The sequence below is a fragment of the Phytobacter sp. SCO41 genome, from assembly GCF_003073275.1.
Lineage (GTDB): Bacteria > Pseudomonadota > Gammaproteobacteria > Enterobacterales > Enterobacteriaceae > Phytobacter > Phytobacter diazotrophicus.
Genome location: NZ_CP027225.1, coordinates 2,253,226 through 2,273,360, shown reverse-complemented (window position 1 = coordinate 2,273,360; position 20,135 = coordinate 2,253,226). Strand labels below are relative to the sequence as shown.

Annotated in this window: 23 protein-coding genes; 11 read left to right on the top strand and 12 right to left on the bottom strand. The window is 52.2% G+C overall.

Annotated features, from left to right (window positions below; translation table 11 throughout):
• Nucleotides 1–184: 184 nt before the first annotated feature.
• A complete protein-coding gene (gene fumD, locus C5523_RS11070) occupies nucleotides 185–400 on the bottom strand; it encodes a fumarate hydratase FumD (RefSeq protein WP_108701119.1) in 216 nt (71 codons plus the stop codon).
• A gap of 110 nt (nucleotides 401–510) precedes the next feature.
• On the opposite strand from fumD, the gene C5523_RS11065 reads away from it, so the two are divergent.
• Entirely contained in the window at nucleotides 511–759 is a 249-nt protein-coding gene (locus tag C5523_RS11065) for a Pathogenicity locus (RefSeq protein WP_108701118.1), read from the top strand.
• A gap of 27 nt (nucleotides 760–786) precedes the next feature.
• Here the strand turns inward: C5523_RS11065 and C5523_RS11060 are convergent, their stop codons facing one another.
• The gene (locus tag C5523_RS11060) at nucleotides 787–1,545 is read right to left on the bottom strand and encodes a YdiY family protein (protein WP_041851608.1); all 759 of its coding nucleotides are present in this window, start codon (nucleotides 1,543–1,545) and stop codon (nucleotides 787–789) included.
• A 292-nt stretch (nucleotides 1,546–1,837) separates the two neighbouring features.
• Between C5523_RS11060 and pfkB the strand changes: the two genes are divergently transcribed.
• From pfkB to C5523_RS11045, 3 genes are all read left to right on the top strand, one after another.
• On the top strand, nucleotides 1,838–2,770 hold the full coding sequence (gene pfkB / locus C5523_RS11055; protein WP_108701117.1) for a 6-phosphofructokinase II: 933 nt from the start codon (nucleotides 1,838–1,840) through the stop codon (nucleotides 2,768–2,770).
• A 107-nt stretch (nucleotides 2,771–2,877) separates the two neighbouring features.
• Nucleotides 2,878–3,168, top strand: a complete 291-nt coding sequence (gene ghoS / locus C5523_RS11050; RefSeq protein ID WP_041851610.1) for a type V toxin-antitoxin system endoribonuclease antitoxin GhoS — start codon at nucleotides 2,878–2,880, stop codon at nucleotides 3,166–3,168.
• A gap of 105 nt (nucleotides 3,169–3,273) precedes the next feature.
• Nucleotides 3,274–4,134: a fructosamine kinase family protein gene (locus C5523_RS11045; RefSeq protein ID WP_041851611.1), complete on the top strand. Its 861-nt coding sequence runs from the start codon at nucleotides 3,274–3,276 to the stop codon at nucleotides 4,132–4,134.
• Between the two features lie 34 nt (nucleotides 4,135–4,168).
• On the opposite strand, the gene C5523_RS11040 is transcribed toward C5523_RS11045, so the two are convergent.
• The gene (locus C5523_RS11040) at nucleotides 4,169–4,705 is read right to left on the bottom strand and encodes a YniB family protein (RefSeq protein ID WP_108701116.1); all 537 of its coding nucleotides are present in this window, start codon (nucleotides 4,703–4,705) and stop codon (nucleotides 4,169–4,171) included.
• Nucleotides 4,706–4,850: 145 nt separating this feature from the next.
• On the opposite strand from C5523_RS11040, the gene hxpB reads away from it, so the two are divergent.
• The 4 genes from hxpB to C5523_RS11020 all read left to right on the top strand — a co-directional run bounded on the left by hxpB (nucleotide 4,851) and on the right by C5523_RS11020 (nucleotide 8,625).
• Nucleotides 4,851–5,519, top strand: a complete 669-nt coding sequence (gene hxpB, locus C5523_RS11035) for a hexitol phosphatase HxpB (protein ID WP_108701115.1) — start codon at nucleotides 4,851–4,853, stop codon at nucleotides 5,517–5,519.
• A gap of 135 nt (nucleotides 5,520–5,654) precedes the next feature.
• Nucleotides 5,655–6,416, top strand: a complete 762-nt coding sequence (gene kduD / locus C5523_RS11030) for a 2-dehydro-3-deoxy-D-gluconate 5-dehydrogenase KduD (RefSeq protein ID WP_108701114.1) — start codon at nucleotides 5,655–5,657, stop codon at nucleotides 6,414–6,416.
• A gap of 96 nt (nucleotides 6,417–6,512) precedes the next feature.
• Nucleotides 6,513–7,103, top strand: a complete 591-nt coding sequence (locus C5523_RS11025; protein WP_041851615.1) for a metal-dependent hydrolase — start codon at nucleotides 6,513–6,515, stop codon at nucleotides 7,101–7,103.
• Between the two features lie 130 nt (nucleotides 7,104–7,233).
• Nucleotides 7,234–8,625 carry an L-cystine transporter gene (locus C5523_RS11020; RefSeq protein WP_041851616.1) on the top strand — a complete coding sequence of 464 codons (1,392 nt, stop codon included), beginning with the start codon at nucleotides 7,234–7,236 and terminating at the stop codon, nucleotides 8,623–8,625.
• Nucleotides 8,626–8,679: 54 nt separating this feature from the next.
• On the opposite strand, the gene cedA is transcribed toward C5523_RS11020, so the two are convergent.
• Complete coding sequence (gene cedA / locus C5523_RS11015) at nucleotides 8,680–8,919, bottom strand: cell division activator CedA (RefSeq protein ID WP_041851617.1); 240 nt, start codon at nucleotides 8,917–8,919, stop codon at nucleotides 8,680–8,682.
• 224 nt (nucleotides 8,920–9,143) lie between these two features.
• Between cedA and katE the strand changes: the two genes are divergently transcribed.
• On the top strand, nucleotides 9,144–11,402 hold the full coding sequence (gene katE, locus C5523_RS11010) for a catalase HPII (protein WP_108701113.1): 2,259 nt from the start codon (nucleotides 9,144–9,146) through the stop codon (nucleotides 11,400–11,402).
• 36 nt (nucleotides 11,403–11,438) lie between these two features.
• Here katE and chbG read toward each other — a convergent pair whose 3' ends face one another.
• From chbG to osmE, 7 genes are all read right to left on the bottom strand, one after another.
• Nucleotides 11,439–12,197 carry a chitin disaccharide deacetylase gene (chbG, locus tag C5523_RS11005; RefSeq protein WP_108701112.1) on the bottom strand — a complete coding sequence of 253 codons (759 nt, stop codon included), beginning with the start codon at nucleotides 12,195–12,197 and terminating at the stop codon, nucleotides 11,439–11,441.
• Nucleotides 12,198–12,203: 6 nt separating this feature from the next.
• The gene (locus C5523_RS11000) at nucleotides 12,204–13,550 is read right to left on the bottom strand and encodes a 6-phospho-beta-glucosidase (protein WP_079496492.1); all 1,347 of its coding nucleotides are present in this window, start codon (nucleotides 13,548–13,550) and stop codon (nucleotides 12,204–12,206) included.
• A 100-nt stretch (nucleotides 13,551–13,650) separates the two neighbouring features.
• The gene (chbR, locus tag C5523_RS10995; RefSeq protein ID WP_041851621.1) at nucleotides 13,651–14,487 is read right to left on the bottom strand and encodes a transcriptional regulator ChbR; all 837 of its coding nucleotides are present in this window, start codon (nucleotides 14,485–14,487) and stop codon (nucleotides 13,651–13,653) included.
• Nucleotides 14,488–14,508: 21 nt separating this feature from the next.
• On the bottom strand, nucleotides 14,509–14,853 hold the full coding sequence (chbA, locus tag C5523_RS10990; protein WP_079496491.1) for a PTS N,N'-diacetylchitobiose transporter subunit IIA: 345 nt from the start codon (nucleotides 14,851–14,853) through the stop codon (nucleotides 14,509–14,511).
• 51 nt (nucleotides 14,854–14,904) lie between these two features.
• Complete coding sequence (gene chbC, locus C5523_RS10985; protein ID WP_071195376.1) at nucleotides 14,905–16,263, bottom strand: PTS N,N'-diacetylchitobiose transporter subunit IIC; 1,359 nt, start codon at nucleotides 16,261–16,263, stop codon at nucleotides 14,905–14,907.
• 79 nt (nucleotides 16,264–16,342) lie between these two features.
• The gene (locus C5523_RS10980; protein ID WP_041851624.1) at nucleotides 16,343–16,660 is read right to left on the bottom strand and encodes a PTS sugar transporter subunit IIB; all 318 of its coding nucleotides are present in this window, start codon (nucleotides 16,658–16,660) and stop codon (nucleotides 16,343–16,345) included.
• 277 nt (nucleotides 16,661–16,937) lie between these two features.
• On the bottom strand, nucleotides 16,938–17,279 hold the full coding sequence (gene osmE, locus C5523_RS10975; protein ID WP_041851625.1) for an osmotically-inducible lipoprotein OsmE: 342 nt from the start codon (nucleotides 17,277–17,279) through the stop codon (nucleotides 16,938–16,940).
• 253 nt (nucleotides 17,280–17,532) lie between these two features.
• Between osmE and nadE the strand changes: the two genes are divergently transcribed.
• Both nadE and cho read left to right on the top strand, forming a co-directional pair.
• Entirely contained in the window at nucleotides 17,533–18,363 is an 831-nt protein-coding gene (nadE, locus tag C5523_RS10970) for an ammonia-dependent NAD(+) synthetase (protein ID WP_041851626.1), read from the top strand.
• 84 nt (nucleotides 18,364–18,447) lie between these two features.
• The gene (gene cho / locus C5523_RS10965; protein ID WP_041851627.1) at nucleotides 18,448–19,314 is read left to right on the top strand and encodes an excinuclease Cho; all 867 of its coding nucleotides are present in this window, start codon (nucleotides 18,448–18,450) and stop codon (nucleotides 19,312–19,314) included.
• On the opposite strand, the gene ves is transcribed toward cho, so the two are convergent.
• Nucleotides 19,308–19,865 (bottom strand): environmental stress-induced protein Ves, encoded by a 558-nt coding sequence (gene ves, locus C5523_RS10960; RefSeq protein ID WP_107222826.1) that lies wholly within the window; start codon nucleotides 19,863–19,865, stop codon nucleotides 19,308–19,310. The genes cho and ves overlap by 7 nt on opposite strands.
• Nucleotides 19,866–20,135 lie beyond the last annotated feature (270 nt).

Genomic DNA, 20,135 nt, shown 5'->3' with positions numbered 1-20,135 from the left:
CCATCTAACCAACAATCGCTAAATTGGCGCGTAATCTGTTACGTCAATGAAGGCCATCATGGCTCACACTTTTCATTGCGTCAGAGGATGGTAACACTAAAAAAAGGGGGAATGTACCTCTTGTTTGATATTGGTTCCCTTGACTATTTCCTGTGTCCTACCGCTGGCTCACAAAAATAGAATCTCAGGAAGCCTCAAAACCCAGCGCGCGGATTACTTCCGCCATCGCCTGTTTAGTCAATTCCGTACGCAGCACACGTTGATTCGCCAGCATCGTGCGCACCATCCCGGCAATCACCACATGTTTTGGCTCCTGGCCAAGGTCTCGCATCTCAAGCACCACTTTCCCAACGACCCGGCACATTTCTTCATATAACTCGGCATCTTTTGTCCTGCCCATGCACTCCCCCATGAGGTGATCACGACTTTTCGTGGTTTGTTGTTCTTCTGTTACTCATTAATAATACTGAATAACCACAGCAAGGTGATAATCACAATAAGGAAATGTCGATGTCATTTACCGCACAAGAGCGCACTGCCCTGCTCGCCTGCAAAGGTGTCGGCCCGAAAGTCATTGAACGACTGGAGCAAATGGGATTTAGCGCGCTCGATCAACTCCGTGAAGCTTCCGTTGACGATATCGTCGCCCAGGGGGCGGCGCTCGTCGGATCAACGTGCTGGAAAAACAGTCCGCAGGCAAAAGCTGCTATTAGCAATGCTATCGCGCTGGCAAAAACAACAGTATCTGAGGGAAAATAAAGGGCCGGAGAACCCGGCCCGGTGCGGTTACATCTTGTAGCCGAGGGAGACTGTGGTTCGACGATCGGTATGCTCTGGCGCCGATGATGGCGGCTGAGAATTCCAGGTCACGTTGTATGCCACTTTCAGACCAAAGTGGTCATTAATAGCGACATTTAACGCAGTCTCAGAGTTCAGTGTCGTGTCATCTGAACCAAACACAGATACACCCTGTGTGAATTTGGCGTTGTCGGTCATCTGCCAGGTATAGGTACCAGAGGCATAGCCCAGGCCTTGCGTTTTGGTGTCCCCGTCAGTGTATTCGTCGTAACGAACACCGGGACCAAATTCAAAGCGGAAGCTGTGCACCGGACCATTGAGGAACTGACGACCATAACCAGCGGTCAGAACATCACGTTCACGATAGCCGTTGTATCGGTCAGTCAGCCAGCTTGCCTGGCCAAACAGATAATCGTAATCCGTCATGTTGTAACGGCTACGTCCACCTACGGAATATTTCTCTGAGGAACGCTCATCATTTGATGAGGTGTTGCTCGCGGTTCCCCATAAAGACCATGCGGTAGATGTGCCATACCAGGTCAGGGTGGAGTCAGCAGTCAGAGAAGAACTTGTGGTATTGCCAGACTGGGCCAGGTAACCACCGTTAACGCTACCTTCAAACGGTTTCTTCGCGGTGGAGGGGTCATCCATAACAGTAAAAACGGTGTCATCTGCGGCAGCATTCAACGACGCAAGCACGCCTCCCGCGAGAACAATCAGCACGGGTACTGTCTTAAAAAGCTTCATTTATTAGGAGTCCGAACAACAAAAAAAGAGACCATAACGGTCCCGGAAACTTTCAGGTGGATCAACGACCGACGGTCCATTGAAAGGTAACAAATTATAAAAAGGCCCGTTTAACATAGCAATGAATTCTTATTTCATTTTTTGAATAAGACAGATCTCAAATAGACATTAAATGTATAAAAGCTTTACGGCGACTTATCGAAAATTCATATTCTAAATCATCGATTTATTTACATTGCCTTCTGAGAATCAGATGCCAGGATTAATACATTCACCGTAAAAGGAGATCATTATGGTATCGGTTTATACCCTAACGCTGGCCCCTTCCCTCGATAGCGCGACTCTCACGCCGCAGATTTACCCGGAAGGGAAACTCCGCTGTAGCGCCCCCGTCTTTGAACCCGGCGGCGGCGGCATTAATGTCGCACGCGCCATCGCCCATCTGGGGGGGAAAGCCACGGCAATTTTCCCGGCAGGTGGTGCGACAGGCGAGCATTTAACGGCGCTGCTTGCCGATGAAAATGTTCCCACGCAATGTGTCGAAACGCATGACTGGACCCGGCAAAATCTGCATGTGCATGTTGAGGCCAGTGGCGAGCAATACCGTTTTGTGATGCCAGGCGCCACGCTAACCGCTGATGAATTCCGCCGACTGGAAGAGAAAGTACTCGCCATTGAGAGTGGCGCGATCCTTGTGATTAGCGGCAGCCTGCCGCCGGGTATTGATGTGACGAAGCTGACGCAACTGGTTAAGGCCGCGCAACAACAAGGGATCCGCTGCATCATCGACAGTTCGGGTGATGCTCTCTCCGCGGCGCTCGAAATCGGTAATATAGAACTGGTCAAACCGAATCAGAAAGAGCTCAGCGCGCTGGTAGGCCGGGAATTAACGCAGCCGGATGACGTTCAGAATGCGGCAAAAGAGATTGTTCGTCAGGGCAAAGCGCGACGGGTCGTGGTTTCTCTCGGCCCACAGGGCGCGCTCGCCGTTGATGAAAGCCAGTGTGTCCAGGTTGTGCCGCCGCCGATGAAAAGCCAGAGTACCGTGGGTGCCGGCGACAGCATGGTCGGCGCGATGACGCTGAAACTTGCCGAAGGCGCGTCGCTTGAAGAGATGGTGAAATTCGGTGTTGCCGCCGGGAGTGCTGCGACCATTAATCAGGGTACGAAATTGTGTTCCCGCGCCGACACACAAAAAATCTACGATTACCTGCGCAATCTCTGAAAATACGCCCTCGCCTTACCGCGAGGGCCTTCCCTCCTCTGGCGGCAGTCGACAAATCCCCTTCGCCGACTATGCTAAAAAAATTCAGGATAACAACGAGGTGAATTATGAGCAGCGACGGTATTACCCGCTACGTGGTTACGGTGAAATTTCACGAGCAGAGCCTGGCGGAAATCAACGAGCTGAATAATCAGTTTACGCGCGCCGGATTCCTGCTCACGCTCACGGATGAAGAAGGCAAAGTGCATGACCTCGGGACAAATACCTTTGGCCTTATCAGCCCGTTGAACGAACAAGAGGTGACAGAGCTGGCCAGTGGCCTTGCAGATAGCGTCGTCAGCGCAAAGCCCGACATTAGCGTGACAACCTGGGAAGCATGGCAAAAACAGACACAATAAGTGCCATTGTCCGTCCCAGGATGCGCAGGTGTGCGTTGGTTCGTATTTTTTCATAGCAGTAGTGCGCTAACCTTATGATCTGGCTGATAACATGGGAGACATATCATGTGGCAAGCAATAAGTCGTCTGTTAAGCGAACAACTAGGCGTTGGTGAGATCGAACAGCGTGACGAGTTGCCAGGTGGAGAAATCCATGCTGCATGGCACCTGCGTTATGGTGGTCAGGATTTGTTTGTAAAATGCGATGAACGGGAATTACTGCCCATCTTCACCGCAGAGGCTGACCAGCTAGAACTGCTCTCCCGTAGCAATACGGTGCGCGTACCCAAAGTCCTGGCGGTCGGCAGCGACCGCGACTACAGCTTCCTGGTGATGGAGTATCTCCCTGCCCGCCCTCTCGATGCCCACAGCGCTTTTTTACTCGGCCAGCAACTGGCACGGCTGCATGAGTGGAGCGACCAACCGCAGTTCGGTCTTGATTTTGATAATGACCTGTCGACAACACCGCAGCCCAATGCCTGGCAACGTCGCTGGTCAACCTTTTTTGCCGAGCAACGTATCGGCTGGCAACTGGAGCTGGCGGCAGAAAAAGGGCTGGAGTTTGGCAATATCGATGCCATTGTCGAACATGTTCAGCAGCGTCTTGCTTCGCACCAACCTCAGGCGTCTCTGCTTCATGGCGATCTGTGGTCAGCAAACTGTGCGCTTGGTCCGGATGGTCCATTTATTTACGACCCGGCATGTTACTGGGGAGACAGAGAGTGTGACCTGGCAATGCTCCCGTTACACCCGGACCAACCGCCGCAAATTTATGATGGCTACCAGTCCGTGAGTCCCTTACCGGGCGATTTCCTTGACCGTCAGCCCGTATACCAGCTTTATACACTCTTTAACCGGGCGATTCTGTTCGGTGGGCAGCATCTGGTAACGGCGCAAAAAGCGCTGGAGCGGGTACTTGCCGCATGACGGAACGATAAGGCCACCCAGAGGTGGCCTTAGTTCAAAGGAAGTTGAGCAGAGAGAAAAAGAAGTAACCTGCGACGATACAGATAACAGGCAGGACATAGAGCGGGAAAATCTGTCGGAAAATGGAGTGATTCGGTACCACGATACGCGCTGCTATTTGTTCGCGTGACAGCCCTTCGGCCCCTTTTGCCTTTTCCAGAATCAGTTGATCTTCAAGGTTTTCACGTAGAAACCGCGTCTGACGGCTCATCCTTGCCCCGGAAGCCTGCAGCGCCAGCCCCACAAAGATCAGCGCAAAAATAATCCAGAAACCGATATTAAGCTGGTGATGGAAATCCGGCGTGGGTGAGTTGTACCAGAAAAAATTGAGGAATGGCGTGTTAAACCGCATCATCTCAATCATCACATGGGCGAAATCCAGCATAACGGCATTGATGCCCGGCTGTTTTTCACTGTGGTCGTACATAAACTTAAGTACTGAAATAATTGTCGAAATCACCGATGGGATAAAGATAACCCACCCCAGGACGCGTTTTAGTATGGCAATGCGTCCAGCTTGTTGATACGTCATGGATTCCCCTTGTGAGACGTTCCGTTTTCCGCCTAAGTCTACCCTCTCATATTCATTTTCGCCCGATCTTTAAAGACGGTATGATGACCTCCTGACCAGAAAAAGTGTTTCTCCCTGTGTTCTAACGTAAGAAAGAGAGGTGTGAATGTCTGCCCCGCGACAAATACTCGCTGCCATTTTCGATATGGATGGATTAATTATGGACTCAGAGCCACTCTGGGATCGTGCTGAACTGGATGTCATGGCAAGCCTGGGGGTTGATATTACCCGCCGCGATGAGCTACCGGATACCCTCGGCCTGCGCATTGATATGGTTGTTGGCCTGTGGTTCGCCCGCCAGCCGTGGACCGGCCCGGACTGCGAAGAGGTCACCCAACGCATCATCAGTCGCGCCATCGCCCTGGTGGAAGAAACGCGCCCGTTGCTGCCTGGCGCGCGTGAAGCGATTGCTCTGTGCAAAGCCAGTGGTCTTAAAGTGGGTCTGGCCTCGGCATCGCCGCTGCATATGCTGGAAAAAACGCTCTCTCTGTTCGGCCTGCGCGCTAATTTCGATGCGCTGGCGTCCGCCGAAAAACTGCCCTACAGCAAACCGCATCCGCAGGTTTATCTGGACTGTGCCGCAAAGCTTGGCGTTGACCCGCTTACCTGTGTGGCGCTGGAAGATTCTGTCAATGGCATGATCGCCAGTAAAGCCGCCCGGATGCGCTCCATTGTGGTGCCTGCCGAAGAGAACCGTGCCGATCCGCGCTATGCGTTAGCCGATGTGAAGTTAGCCAGCCTTGAAGAGCTCACCCTGACGCATTTGTGCGGCTAACTCCTGACACCAGAGATAGGTAACACTGTCTCTGGTTTTTATTTTAAAACATCGTTTCATTTTATTTGTAATTCTCCGTATCTGCCCCTATCCTCATCTCAGGCGCGATGACAATAACCAGGACCTGGGGGAACTATGATTCTTGATGCCTTTTCACTTGCAAACAAAGTCGCCATCGTTACCGGCTGCGATACCGGCCTGGGGCAAGGGATGGCGCTGGGGCTTGCCGAAGCAGGATGCCATATCGTCGGCGTTGGCCGTAAAAAACCACAGGAGACCGCCGAGCGAGTCACCGCGCTGGGCCGCAAATTCCTCGCAATTCAGGCTGATCTCAGCAAGCAAGACAGCATTAATGACATCGTCAGCCAGACCGTTTCACAGATGGGGCGCATTGATATTTTGCTCAATAACGCCGGGACGATTCGTCGCTGCGATGCGCTGGAATTTAGCGAGAAAGACTGGGACGATGTGATGAACCTTAACGTCAAGACGGTTTTCTTTTTGTCTCAGGCTGTCGCTCGTCAGTTTATTGCCCAGGGCGACGGCGGAAAAATCATCAATATTGCTTCTATGCTCTCGTTTCAGGGGGGCATCCGCGTACCGTCATATACCGCGTCTAAAAGCGGTGTTCTGGGGCTGACCCGTCTGCTCGCCAATGAATGGGCATCACACAATATTAATGTTAATGCCATTGCCCCTGGTTACATGGCGACCAACAACACCCAGGCGTTACGGGAAGATGCAGAACGTAACCAGGAGATTGTCGATCGCATTCCGGCAGGCCGCTGGGGAAAACCGGATGATCTCAAAGGCCCTGCGGTCTTTCTGGCCTCTACGGCTTCTGACTATATTAATGGCTTTACTCTCGCCGTGGACGGTGGCTGGCTGGCGCGTTAAATGTCATTCTTGTGACAAAGAGTTACACCGTCACCTCTTCCGCCTACTGTATAAAAACCCTATACTGTATGCATCGACAGTTTAGCGAGTTTTATCATGACGGCGGAAGGACACCTGCTTTTTTCCATTGCCTGCGCGGTGTTTGCCAAAAATGCCGAGTTGACGCCCGTGCTGGCACACGGGGATTGGTGGCATATTGTTCCGTCAGCTATTCTGACCTGTCTTCTGCCCGATATCGACCACCCGAAGTCGTTTCTTGGGCAGCGGTTAAAATGGATCTCAAAACCCGTGGCCCGCATGTTCGGTCACCGGGGTTTTACCCATAGCCTGTTGGCCGTTTTTATTGGCTTAACGCTGTTCTATCTCAAAGTGCCCGATAGCTGGATTATCCCGGCAGACGCACTGCAGGGGTTGGTTCTGGGTTATTTGAGCCATATCCTTGCCGATATGATCACCCCGGCAGGCGTCCCTCTTCTCTGGCCCTGCCGCTGGCGATTCCGTTTGCCCTTGCTCTCGCCGCAACGCGGTAACCAACTGGAGCGTGTGTTATGCATGGCGCTGTTCACCTGGGCGCTGTGGATGCCGCAAACATTGCCCGATAACAGTGCAGTGCGCTGGTCGTCGCAGATGATTAATGTGCTGCAAAACCAGTTCAATCGCTTTATTCATCACCAGACCGACCATTAAATCGCCACTTTCCGCTCTTACGGCATAATTCATTCCATTTGGATATAAGGCTTGCGGACCTCTTCTGCTAACCTTCCGCCATTGGCTGACCTTTGGATGCCAGCCTTATAATGAGATCAGGAGAACGGGGATGAACTTTCCTTTAATCGCAAACGTTGTGGTGTTTGTCGCACTGCTGCTGTTGCTGGCGCAAACGCGTCACAAGCAGTGGAGTCTGGCAAAAAAAGTACTGGCCGGTTTGGGGCTGGGCGTGGTGTTTGGCCTTGCGTTGCAGGCTATCTACGGTTCGGATAACCCGGTACTGAAGAATTCTATCCAGTGGTTCAACGTGGTCGGTAATGGCTACGTGCAACTGCTGCAGATGATTGTTATGCCGCTGGTTTTTGCTTCTATTCTGAGCGCCGTTGCACGCCTGCACAACGCGTCTTCGCTGGGAAAAATTAGCTTTTTAACTATCGGCACTCTGCTGTTTACGACGATGATTTCAGCGCTGGTTGGCGTCATGATGACCAACCTCTTCGGTCTGACCGCCGAAGGTCTGGTTCAGGGGACCGCCGAAACGGCCCGTTTAACGGCCATTCAAACCAACTATGTAGGCAAAGTGGCCGATCTGAGCGTACCGCAACTGCTGCTGTCGTTTGTACCGAAGAATCCGTTTGCCGATCTGACGGGTGCAAGCCCAACCTCCATTATCAGCGTTGTGATTTTCGCTGCTTTTCTGGGTGTCGCCGCCCTGAAACTGCTCAAAGACGATGCGCCGAAAGGCGAACGCGTGCTCATCGCCATTGATACGCTGCAAAGCTGGGTGATGAAGCTGGTGCGTCTGGTGATGCAATTGACGCCGTATGGCGTTCTGGCGTTGATGACCAAAGTGGTGGCCGGCTCGAACATCCAGGACATTATTAAGCTCGGCAGCTTTGTTATCGCCTCATACATTGGTCTTGGCATCATGTTTGTGGTGCATGGCCTGCTGCTGGGTGTGAATGGCATCAGCCCGCTGAAATACTTCCGCAAAGTATGGCCGGTACTGACCTTCGCGTTTACCAGCCGTTCCAGCGCCGCGTCTATTCCGCTGAATGTGGAAGCGCAGACCCGTCGTCTGGGCGTACCTGAGTCTATCGCCAGCTTCTCCGCCTCGTTCGGTGCGACCATCGGTCAGAACGGCTGTGCGGGTCTCTACCCGGCAATGCTGGCGGTAATGGTTGCTCCGACAGTAGGTATTAATCCGTTGGATCCGATGTGGATTGCCACCCTGGTCGGTATTGTGACAGTCAGCTCCGCAGGTGTTGCGGGTGTCGGTGGTGGTGCGACCTTCGCCGCACTGATTGTACTGCCTGCTATGGGTTTACCCGTCACGCTGGTTGCACTGCTGATTTCGGTGGAACCGCTGATCGACATGGGGCGTACGGCGCTTAATGTCAGCGGCTCAATGACCGCAGGTACGTTGACCAGCCAGTGGCTTAAGCAGACTGACAAAACCATTCTGAACAGCGAAGAGGACGCCGAACTGGCACATCGCTAATTTCGACGTCATTCGAAACGAAAACCGCCTGACAAGTCATTGCAGGCGGTTTTTTTATTCGTCAATTTCGCCTTCCTGACGAATCTGAGTTGCCCAGCGCTGAGCGGCTTCAGGCACGCTAAAAACAGGTGAACGCGTAAAACGCTCGCCCTGTAACACGAAGGCCACATATTTCCCGCGCAATAACCAGACGTCACGAAACCCATCAACCTTCAAAGCATGTTCAGGCGGTGCAGGTTCGATACGGGGTACATAGCTGATAACACGACGGTTTTGATGGCGCAAAGGTTTCATAAGCGAAGAGTTCACTAAAACGATTTCCACTAACACGAAAGTCCTATCATAGCCGATCGTCACCCCGCGCGTCGCCTCCGGGCTGACTTTCTGCGTATTTTTGCCGCTCTCTCAGTGCGCCCATAGCCGTTACGCCTGAGCACTGTCCTGAGTTGTTCTATAGTTAGAAGGGTTTTGCCAAAGCAACGACCATTTTTCAGCAATGAAAACAGGAGACGTGTTCAATGTCGGATCAAGAACAAAACCCTACAAATCATCAATCACCGGTGCATGATGCCAGTGAGTCAAAGCCCGGTCTGGATTCTCTGGCGCCGGCAGACGGTTCCCATCGCCCTTCCCCACATCTCTCCGCGCCCGGCGAGCAACCCACGGCCCCAGGCAGTTTAAAGGCCCCCAACACGGCCAATGAGAAACTCACCGCGCTGGAAGCCTTTCGTAAGGGCAGCGAAAATTTTCCACTGACGACAAACCAGGGCGTACGCATCGCAGACGATCAAAATTCACTGCGGGCAGGCACGCGGGGACCGACGCTGCTGGAAGACTTTATACTGCGCGAAAAGATCACCCATTTTGACCATGAGCGCATTCCTGAACGCATCGTCCACGCACGCGGTTCTGCCGCCCATGGCTATTTCCAGCCTTACGAAAGTTTATCGGCCATCACCAAAGCAGATTTTCTCTCCGACCCGGAGAAAATCACGCCGGTATTTGTGCGTTTTTCAACGGTTCAGGGAGGAGCAGGCTCCGCCGATACCGTGCGGGATATCCGTGGATTTGCCACCAAGTTTTACACCGAAGAGGGTATCTTCGATTTGGTGGGTAACAACACGCCCGTATTTTTTATTCAGGACGCGCATAAATTCCCGGATTTCGTTCATGCGGTCAAACCCGAGCCTCACTGGGCAATTCCCCAGGGGCAGAGCGCCCATGACACCTTCTGGGATTATGTCTCGCTGCAACCGGAGACACTGCATAATGTCATCTGGGCAATGTCTGATCGCGGGATCCCACGCAGCTATCGCACCATGGAAGGCTTTGGTATTCATACCTTTCGCATGATCAATGCCGAAGGCAGAGCCACGTTTGTGCGTTTTCACTGGAAACCCGTGGCAGGCAAAGCTTCACTGGTCTGGGATGAGTCGCAGAAATTGACCGGTCGTGACCCCGATTTTCATCGTCGCGATCTGTGGGAAGCGATTGAAGCGGGTGATTACCCGGAATATGAGCTTGGATTACAGCTCATTCCCGAAGAAGACGAATTTAAATTTGATTTTGATCTCCTCGACCCGACGAAACTGATCCCGGAAGAGCTGGTACCAGTGAAGCGAGTGGGCAAAATGGTGCTCAACCGCAATCCGGATAATTTCTTTGCCGAAAACGAGCAGGCCGCGTTCCACCCCGGTCATATTGTCCCCGGGCTCGATTTCTCTAACGATCCCCTGCTGCAGGGGCGTCTGTTCTCCTATACGGATACGCAGATTAGCCGTCTTGGCGGGCCAAACTTTCATGAGATCCCCATAAACCGCCCCACCTGCCCGTACCATAATTTGCAGCGCGACGGCATGCATCGAATGGATATTGATACCAACCCGGCAAACTATGAACCCAACTCGATTAATGACAACTGGCCGCGTGAGACGCCGCCGGGCCCCAAACGGGGTGGGTTTGAGTCGTACCAGGAGCGGGTCGAAGGCGGCAAAATTCGCGAACGTAGCCCCTCATTTGCCGAATATTATGCGCATCCACGCCTGTTCTGGCTCAGCCAGACGCCATTTGAGCAGCAGCATATTATTGATGCTTTCAGCTTCGAGCTGAGTAAAGTTGTGCGCGAGTACATTCGTGAACGGGTGGTTGACCAACTGGCGCATATTGACGTCCATCTGGCAAATGCCGTCGCCGGGAACCTCGGCATTACGCTGAGTGAAGAACAACGTAACATCGCGCCACCGAAGGAGGTGAACGGCCTGAAAAAAGATCCTTCGCTCAGTCTGTATGCCATCCCGGATGGCGCCATCAAAGGGCGCGTCGTCGCCGTGTTGCTGAATGATAAAACGCGCGCCGACGATGTGCTCACCATCCTGCAAGCGCTTAAGGCGCAAGGGGTGCACGCGAAACTGCTCTATTCCCGAATGGGCAGCGTTGTGACCGATGATGGCTCCGTCTTACCTGTCGCGGGGACTTTTGCGGGCGCGCCGTCACTGACGGTTGATGGCGTCATTGTGCCTGGCGGTGATCTCAGCCAGTTACTGAATAATGGCGATGCGCTTTACTACCTGCTGGAAGCCTACAAACATCTAAAACCCATTACGCTGCTGGGCGATGCCCGTCAGTTCAGCGCCGCTTTACAGGTTGGCGCGCAGGGGGAAGAAGGTGTGATCCAGGCCGAGGATGCCTCAGGCAGCACCCTGGATGATTTTCTGGGGTTATTGCGCGCGCACCGTATTTGGTCACGCATGAGTAAAATCGCCAGCATTCCTGCCTGATAAACGCGCACCGCGGCCTGTTCCGCGGTGCGTGACTTACAGATCACGAAAAGTGCCCGGTCTGAAGGCACGTTCGGCAATGACCCGCTTCAATGAAGGCTGCGTCAGCACTTCCAGCTCTTTTAAACGTGGGTAACAGTACTGACTTGCCATAAGCTGATTATCCACAAACGCCGGATGGCTCATGATCTCCAGTGAGCTGTCGCCACGCAGCGCGGCGGCATCCAGAATGGCGGTAAACAGCGATACCGTGATCTCATCGCCATAAAAGGCGCTGGAAAAACCGCTCGTGCTGCATACCCCGTTTGCATCAATTCCCTGGCGCCGGGCCTCATCGCGATCGACACGCAGCGGAATGCCTTTCTGCCGGGCAAACGCCGCAACCAGCGGGAAAATGGCGCCAATCATATGCACATGATGATGACTGTCGATGTGTGACGGCTGCTTGCCAAACAGCGCGATAAAACGCGCATACTGGCAGGCCAGCTCATCGGCAATCTCCTGGAGCGGCAGGGAACCTTGTGCAGCCAGATCCCAGATCCATTTTCCCAGTTTCCCCTCTCGCGTCAGTGATGGCGTATTTCCCACGGGTTTTCCCAGCGTCAGGGTGAAATGCAGCCCCACCGCCAGTTCCGGAACCTGCTCGCACAGCGCAACCGCATGTTCGATAGCGGCACCGTTCACCAGCGCAGTCGTGGACGTTACGACGCCGTTACGGCAGGCGTCGACGATGCCGTAGTTCTGCCCACGGCTTAAGCCAAAGTCATCCGCATTGACGATTAACAGTCTTTGCATAACCCCTCACTGTTTGAAGGATGCTATTGCCGTAGCAAAACGCGGTAACCACTGCTGATTGGCCAGCAGCATATCGCGGGCCAGTTTTTCCGCGTCTTTATCAGAATGGATCAACGGATTCAGGTTGAGCGCCAGCAAAATGTCATTCAGTTCACCGCTCAGTGCCGCGTTGCTGGCAGCAATCTCAAAGCCCTTAATGGTGTAAATCAGCCCAAGAACCTTGTCATCAAAGTGTGTGATTCGCGGATGCGGCGTCGCCCCCTCGCGCCCCAGAAGACAGGTCATTTCTACCGCCCATTGCGCAGGGATATTTTCTACACAGCCCCGGTGCGGCACATTCACGTAATGCTCCGTCTGCTTATCATTAAAAATCGCATTGATCACTTCACAAGCGGCATCTGAATAATAGGCCCCGCCGCGCATCTCCAGCGCCTTCGGTTTCACATTGAGTGTCGGATCTTTGTACATCTCAAAGAGATTTTTTTCGACCTCCTGAACCACCTGCGCACGCGTCCCCCCTTTGTAATATTCCCCCATTTCGATACCCAGCATCTCTTTGGATTTGAAATAGTATTGCAGGTAGGAACATGGCAGCAGGTTGAGCGAACGCAGTAAGCCTTCCGAGAAGGGTAAATCAAAAATATTCTTCACCGAAGATTTCGCCAGACGCCCGGAAGCGACCCCGTCCATTAATTCGGCAAAGCGCGACTCGCCATTCACCAGCACATCTTTGATAAAGACCAGGTGGTTCAGACCAAATAAATCGATCGATAGCGTGTCAGTCGCGGCGAGTTGCAGAACATCACGGACGAACATTTTCATGCCGATGGGGACATTGCATACGCCAATAAAGCGACGGAAGTTGGTATGCCGATAAACCGCTTCTGTGACCATGCCAGCCGGGTTAGTGAAATTGATCACCCATGCCTGCGGGCACAACGCTTCCACATCACGAAGAATATCGAAAATCACCGGGATAGTGCGTAGCCCTTTAAACAAACCACCGGCACCATTGGTTTCCTGACCAAGATAACCATGGCTTAACGGAATGCGCTCGTCGAGTTCCCGTGCTTTGAGCTGGCCGATACGGAATTGTGTGGTAACGAAATCCGCATCGCGCAGCGCTTCTCGTCGATCAAGGGTTTTAAATATTTTTAATGGCACCCCCGCTTTGTCCACCATGCGGCAACAAAGATCATAAATGATATCCAGCTTATGTTTCCCCTCCTCCACATCTACCAGCCATAATTCGCTGACGGGTAATTCATGGTAGCGAAGAATAAATCCTTCCAGTAATTCCGGGGTATAACTGCTGCCGCCACCGATAGTGACAATTTTCAGTTTCGTCGTCATATTTTCTCCCTCAGGCCTGATGTTAAGGCAAGCCGTGTCATTACCGCAGTGCGATAATTATAGAATGGTGATGTTTGTTAGCGGGGACGAACCCCGCAAATCAGGAAATATTCGTCAGTTGTTTACGGTAACTACCCGGTGTAAATGAGGTCAGTCGTTTAAATGTTTTAATAAATAAGCTGGGGCTGCTGTACCCTGCCTCCCATGCAATATCATTGATTGAGAAATTCGAAATTTCGAGCTGCTTGCGGGCAAAATTAATCCGAATTTCATTAATGATTTGCAGCGGTGTTTTATGATAATAACGCTGTGTCGCCCTGGTTAAATATTCCTGAGATTTCCCCGACAAGGCGACCATATTTTCCAGCGCGTTTTCAGCAAAACGGTGTTTGTCATGCATACCCTCTACGGTCATTTTTAACCATTGCGGAATGCAATCTTCCTCCTGCTGCTCGCGGTAATGGCGCAAGCGATTGATAACATGGAAAGTGACATTCTCAATAAACTCATCGAGTTCACTATCACGAAAATTGAGCGATGCTATGACCGATTCAATGTACGCCAGAAAGGTTGCCTTGATGCGGTAACTCTGCGAGGCAACGAAACAAAACGGCACCAGCGAAAGATAATGCGTATCAAAAAATTGCCGGCTGATCCCCACATTAAGGATCCGCGTTGCGCCAAACTCATAAAAACTCTGGTGGGTTGAACCGACGGGTATAAACACAAAGTCACCTCGCTCCAGCAACACCCGTTTCCCGTTGATCACCTGATAGTAACGCCCGGTCAGGACGAGCGTAAATTCATAGTAATCATGCTGATGCAGCCCACTGATGCTCTCAACTTTATTGTAGATAAACACGTGAAAAGACCGGCCATTAAAAAGCTGCTGCTCTCTGACTATTCTCGCGTCCGTCGCATTTATCTCTGGCTGCATCTGCGGGCTTCTCCTTTATCGTCACATTTTCTCGTGCAGTTCAATCAGCTCGGCAATAAGCTCACGCGCCAGCATGGCTGTCATCAGGTGATCCTGCGCGTGAACCAGCACCAGGCTTACCTTTATCTTACCCTGCCCTTCATCACTTTCAATGAGCTGAGTCTGTACGCGATGTGCCTCATGCAGGGCGGCATGGGATTGCGCCATCAGCGTTTTTGCCGTCTCAAAATCCCCCTGCTTGGCTTGTTTTAATGCGCTGTACGCCAGGCTTCGCGCCTGACCCGCGTTGATGATAAGCCCCATGACGACCTCTTCCAGGGCGTCCGCGTCGGTGTCTGTTTCCGGCAGGTTATCTAAATCCAACATGATGACTCCTCGTCTGTAGCCGCGGCAGTACACAGGCCGCGGCGAAGTTCCTTAAAATTTCAACGCCTGGGCGATATCTTCCTCGCTCTCTTCGGCTTCGATAGTGTTCTGTGCTTTGTTCGATATCACGACGAACGGCAGATAGAGCAGTGTCGCCACACCGAGGTTGAACAGCGCCAGCAACAGGGCAGCTATACTGCCGTTGGTGTTAAAGAAAGCCCCAAGCCCGGTGGGCATGGTCCAGGGTGCGATATTGGTGACAGGCGGGATGATTCCCATGTAATAAGCCGCCATGGTGATGGCTGCCAGTAACGGCTGAACCAGAATGAACGGAATAAACATCACCGGGTTCATGATAATCGGCAGGCCAAACATCATGGGTTCGTTAATCTGGAAGATCCCGGAAGGCAATGCCAGCTTCGCCACCTGGCGGTGATCGGCGCGGCGGGACGCAATAAAGATGGCGATAATTAACCCCAGCGTCGCCCCGGTGCCGCCCAGGAAGATATAGGAGTCAAGAACCGGTTTCGCCCAGGCATGGAAGGTTTTCCCCGCGGCCAGCGCCGCATCGACTGAACCATATTCGGTATACAGCGCCACGTTTTCCAGCGCCCACGGCGTCATGATGCCGCTATCCAGTGCGGCCAGGGCCAGTGAACCATGGACACCAAAGAACCACAGCAGCGAGGTAAAGATGACATACGCCCAACCAACCACCCCGCCCATTGCCGCCAGTGGCTTAGAGATGGAGTCCATAATGATCTGGTGAAAGGTCGTTCCGGCACCGGCCAGTCCCCATGCGATAATCCCCATGACAGAGAGGATCACAAAGCCCGGAATCAGCGCCGAAAAGGAGCGAGAGACCGACGCAGGAACGCTGTCAGGTAACTTAATCACCCAGTTACGCCGGACAACAAAGGCGAACATTTCCGCGACCACCAGCCCAATTAACATACCGGAGATAATGTTCGAGCCGCCGAGCCAGTTGGCATCTACCGCATACGCCTCCCCAACGCTATAAGGGGTCACCGTCATAAACGCCGCCACGGCCAGCAACCCGGCAGCAAGGGGATCAACTTTGCGTTCCTCCGCCAGCGCCATGCCAATAAAAAAAGGCGCCATCAGCGACATAATGCCCAATGTACCGTTATAGACATTACCGCCGATGGCTTTAAGGCCATTCAGGGAATCAATTGTTGACGCATCCAGTCGAATGCCAAGAGAGTAGAAAAAAGATCCTTCGCCAAAACTAAGAAAGACATTATTAATTAAGACAAACATGGCCCCGGCGAGCGTTAATGGCATTAATTTAATAAAGCCATTTTTAATCGCATTGACATGCGGTTGCTTGCCTATTTTTACCGCGAACGGCAGCAGCACCTTTTCCAGAGAATTGATCGCTTTATTCATACAAATAAGCCCTTAAGTGCCGCAACGTTAATTGCGGCATGAATGTGTGAAATTACTCTTTGACGGGAAAAATAAAAATTTAAAGCGCTGCTTTTTTAATGGCAGCAATGGCACTTTTAAGAACGGCTAAACCATCGATTTTGCCATAAAGCAAAGAATCAATAACTTCTACTGGCTTATCGGGCAGAATGCGCTGAATTTCAGGCAACATATACGCAATTTGCGGACCTAATAAGACGACATCCGCCTGCGGGCCTTTCTCTGCCGCCAGCGTTTCCGGAAAAGCATCGATAATAACCGGCACATTATACTTTTCTGCCTGCGCGCGCATTTTCGACACCAGCAACGAGGTAGACATGCCCGCTGAGCAGAACAAATAGATGATTTTCTTATCCATAAAAACCTCCCTTGAGCGGCATTTATCATCGAAGAATGCAATGATTAAGCCGTGTGGCGAGACGCCGTGTTATCTGTTTTTTGATGTTGTAATGAGTATACGTTGGCGCGCTGCGAGGGGATAATTCGCTACAAACCACAATTGTCTCTCATTGACCTGGCATCATGACTCCCTTCACATTACGGCCAAATAATTCGCTTCGTTAAAAAAGATCCTGACGTAAAAAAACCGGCCCAGGGGCCGGTTTTAGATCTGCTCAGGCAAAGAGAATCAAAGGTTACTGCTTAGGCGCTTGCGGATCGGTGTCATATTCGGCACAGGTCTGGTAGCCTGAGTTCATCACGTGACCCGTCTCATCCAGCGCGACGAAATAGGTTTCAGTTTTACCATTACGTTGACCCAGGATATAGGTCTGGCAAGTGCCACGCGCGTGGATCATGGTCACTTCGGAAGAAGGACGACCGGCAACCTGCATAACCTGCTGGCGCGTCATCCCTTTTTTGACATCTTTCACTACCGGCTGGCTCACCTGATCTTTAGCGCGATCGTAAGCCGTACACCCTGCCAGCATAGTCAGTACCGCCGCTGCACCCAGAATTCCTGCGATGTTCTTGTTCATATTCCATCCTCTTGTTTATCCGCTTGTGTATCAGCGTGTTATCTAAGCCTGGAATATAAAATTGCATTTTTCAACTATACGGCGTGACTGGCATAACTTTCGGAAAAATCTAATAAAACGACGATAACCTGCTAAAACGGCGTAATATGCGACACTCAAATTCGTGATCCTTGTCGTTTTACCGTCAAAGGGTTAATTTGGCTGCATCACCTATTTGCTACCTGCATAGCAGGCCACATGACGGAGGGGTTAAATGACTCTGCAACAAGAAATTATTCAGGCACTGGGCGTCAAGCCGACCATCAACGCCGAAGAAGAAGTTCGCCGTAGCGTAGATTTTCTCAAATCCTATCTGAAAACCTATCCTTTTTTACGCTCACTGGTGCTGGGGATCAGCGGTGGTCAGGACTCAACGCTGGCCGGTAAGCTTTGCCAGACCGCCATCTCCGAATTGCGTCAGGAAACCGGCGACGCCAGTTACCAGTTTATCGCCGTACGTTTGCCTTACGGCGTACAGGCTGACGAGCAGGATTGCCAGGATGCTATTGAGTTTATCAAGCCGGATCGCGTGCTGACGGTAAACATCAAAGGTGCGGTGCTGGCCAGCGAACAGGCGCTGCGCGAGGCAGGTATTGAGCTGAGCGATTTTATTCGCGGCAACGAAAAAGCCCGTGAGCGTATGAAAGCCCAGTACAGTATCGCCGGGATGACGAAAGGTGTCGTCGTAGGTACTGACCATGCGGCAGAAGCGGTCACCGGCTTCTTCACCAAATACGGTGATGGCGGTACAGATATCAACCCGATTTTCCGTCTCAACAAACGTCAGGGTAAACAACTGCTGGCATCCCTGGGTTGCCCGGAACATCTGTATAAGAAAGCCCCTACCGCAGACCTGGAAGACGATCGCCCTTCTCTGCCGGATGAAGCGGCACTCGGCGTTACCTACGAAAACATTGATGATTACCTGGAAGGCAAAACGCTCGACGCCGGTACAGCGCAGATCATCGAAGGCTGGTATGTGAAGACGGAACATAAACGTCGCCCGCCGATCACCGTTTTCGACGATTTCTGGAAAAAGCAATAAATCTCAGGGGCGGCGCAAGCCGCCTCTTTTTTCACCTGCCGCAGCCTGCTACACTGGATATCTAAACAGTACCAGGAGTCCGCAGTGAACAGGCGTCAATCCGCCCCGCGTCTTGAATTTGAAGCGGCGGCTATTTATGAATATCCCGAGCATTTACGTCCATGGCTGGAAGCACTACCAAAGCAGCCAGGCGTCTATTTTTTTCATGGCGAAAGCGACGCGATGCCCCTGTACATCGGTAAAAGCGTGAATATCCGTAGCCGGGTGCTTTCCCATTTGCGTACCCCCGACGAAGCGGCGATGCTCCGCCAGTCCCGACGCATCACCTGGATATGTACCGCAGGTGAGCTTGGAGCCCTGCTGCTTGAAGCTCGCCTGATTAAAGAGCAACAACCGCTTTTTAATAAACGTCTGCGCCGCAATCGACAGCTTTGTTCATTATCAGTCAACGGCGATAAACCACAGGTAGTCTACGCCCGTGAAGTGGATTTTTCCTCAGAGGTCGGCCTGTACGGCCTGTTCGCCAACCGCCGCGCCGCCCTGCAAACCTTGCAGTCCATCGCCGATGACGAAAAGCTCTGCTATGGCCTGCTTGGCCTGGAGTCATTAACCCGCGGTCGCGGCTGTTTTCGTTCGGCGTTGCGCCGGTGCGCAGGCGCGTGTTGCGGTAAAGAAACCGTGGCCGAACATGATGGCCGTTTTCTGGCCGCAATGGAGCGTATGCGTCTGGTGTGCTGGCCCTGGAACGGGCCAATTAGCTTACAGGAAGTGGGTGAACAGATGACGCAATACCATATCATCCACAACTGGCTGTGGCTTGGCGCAGTAAACCATCTGGATGAGGCGGCAGAGTTACTCCGCACGCCCGCCGGGTTTGATCACGATGGTTATAAAATACTCTGCAAACCATTACTGTCCGGGGAATATTTGATTAGTGAGTTCCCTCAGTGACCGGGAAGCCAGGTAATTTCGCTAAAAAGTAACTGACCTTCTGATTTTAACAAGCGAAGCGTCTGGCGACCTTCGCTCCAATAGGCCCCCTGATCGGCGGTAAGCAACTTATCGCCAAGTTGCCATGCCCCACTCAGTACGAAGATCACGCCCCCACGGGTACCAAATGTGGTAAAAGTCCGGTCCGCAATACGCACTTTTGCACGACAGTGATCGCGGCGAGTCATAATATTGAAATCCATCGACATCTGCCCTTCATGAAGCTGGACTTTCACCGGCTGTTCTCCGGGAAACGTAAAAGGCTGGAATTTTTTCAACGTGTGACAGAATTCATGGCCGGCATCTAAGGTAACTTCACCGCCTTCAATAAGGGTGATGACACGATCGACGCCGGGAAATTGCGGAAACTCACCGTTACTGGCCAGCGATGCGATACTTGCCCGCCAACTGAAATCTCGCGTCGCCTCCGGAAAACAACAAATTTCTCGGGTTTCCCCTGCACCATTACGCCAGAGATTTACCGGCATTTTGCGGATATCAAAGAATTCCATCATCACTCCTGAATGGCGCAGCATGGAAGCGCCGCGCCGCTGCTTCTAAAGGCAGCGTGTCATTATCATCCATCCTGCCATTAAAAGATTATCGGCAGCAAAGCAGGATGCCTTAGCGATGCTGTGGTCAGCATGTAAAAAATTAACGTAATGATACACGGAAATTTTTTCTCAAAACGAGCAGGTTGAGGATACCGTGATACAGGCGGCAGACAAGGGGGCGAAAAAGAAAAAACCGCCAGTCCTGCCCACAACGTAAACACGTGCTAT